The sequence below is a fragment of the Bradyrhizobium sp. Kon69 genome (assembly GCF_055807515.1).
This window is the reverse complement of sequence record NZ_JBVVOS010000081.1, coordinates 1-1268: the sequence shown is the minus strand read 5'-3', so window position 1 is coordinate 1268 and position 1268 is coordinate 1. Positions and strand designations below refer to the sequence as shown.

Annotated in this window: 1 protein-coding gene; it reads left to right on the top strand. The window is 61.7% G+C overall.

Translation table 11 applies throughout. The annotated features are described in order from the left end of the window. Nucleotides 1-66: 66 nt before the first annotated feature. Nucleotides 67-1250, top strand: a protein-coding gene (locus tag AC0L3U_RS38265) for an IS3 family transposase (RefSeq protein WP_473364941.1) whose coding sequence is annotated in 2 segments (ribosomal slippage) — nucleotides 67-319 and nucleotides 319-1250 — 1185 coding nt in all. Because the reading frame shifts where the segments join, the coding sequence is not laid out codon by codon here. Nucleotides 1251-1268 lie beyond the last annotated feature (18 nt).

Below are 1268 nucleotides of genomic sequence, written 5' to 3'. Positions count from 1 at the left end.
GTGACGTTGCCCCCGCGGCTTAATCCATGTTGAACTGGAGTCTGGCCCTTTAGGGAAGGACCAGAGATGAAGCGGAAGCGGTTTACGGAAGAGCAGATCATCAGGGTTTTGAAGGAGCACGAGCTCGGCGCGAAGACTGCCGACCTATGCCGCAAGCACGGGATTAGCGAGGCGACCTTCTACAAGTGGAAGAGCAAGTTCGGCGGCATGGACATATCCGAAGCCAAGCGGCTTAAGCAGCTTGCGGACGAGAACGGCAAGCTCAAGAAGCTGCTGGCCGATGCCATGCTCGATAACGCCGCCTTGAAGGATCTGCTGTCAAAAAAATGGTGACGCCCGCTGTGAAGCGAGAGGCGGTCGCGCATCTCCGGACGGAACACGAGATGAGCGAGCGGCGGGCGTGTCGGGTGATTGGCTGCCAGCGGATGACGGTGCGCTATCGTTGCCGGCGTCCGGACGATCCTGCCTTGCGCGAACGGCTGCGAGCCCTGGCACACGAACGCCGGCGGTTCGGCTATCGGCGGCTTCTGATCTTCCTGCGCCGGGAAGGTTTCGTCGTGAACCACAAGCGGCTTTTTCGGATTTATCGGGAGGAACGCCTGATGGTACGCAAACGGGGTGGTCGCAAAAGGGCTTTGGGTACAAGGGCGCCGATGGCGGTGCCGAGGCTCCCCGACGATCGCTGGTCGCTCGACTTCGTCTCCGACCAACTGGCGAACGGCCGCAGATTCCGCATCCTGGCGATCTTCGACGACTGCACCCGGGAATGTCTCGCGGCCGTGGCCGACCTCTCGCTGTCCGGCCACCGAGTGGCACGCGAACTCGATCTTCTGATCGCCAGGCGCGGCAGGCCCGGGACCATCGTCAGCGACAATGGGACCGAACTGACCAGCAATGCGATCCTGGGCTGGGCCGAGCAAACCCAGGTGGCGTGGCATTACATTGCACCGGGCAAGCCCATGCAGAATGCCTTCGTCGAGAGCTTCAATGGGCGTTTGCGAGACGAGTTCCTGAACGAGACGCTGTTCACGTTCCTGCCACAGGCTCGCCTCGCGCTCGAAGACTGGCGACGCGACTACAATAATATTCGGCCCCACTCCGGCATCGGCTGGCTCGCGCCGGCCGTCTATGCGGCCACATTCTCACCGCAACGGGACCAAGTCGCTGCGCTCGATAGCGGCTCCGCGTCTTGGCCGGTTGCTCAAACTGTGCATGATGCCAACCGCCAGACTCTAAGTTCTACTGGATAAGAGCTGGGGGCAACGTCA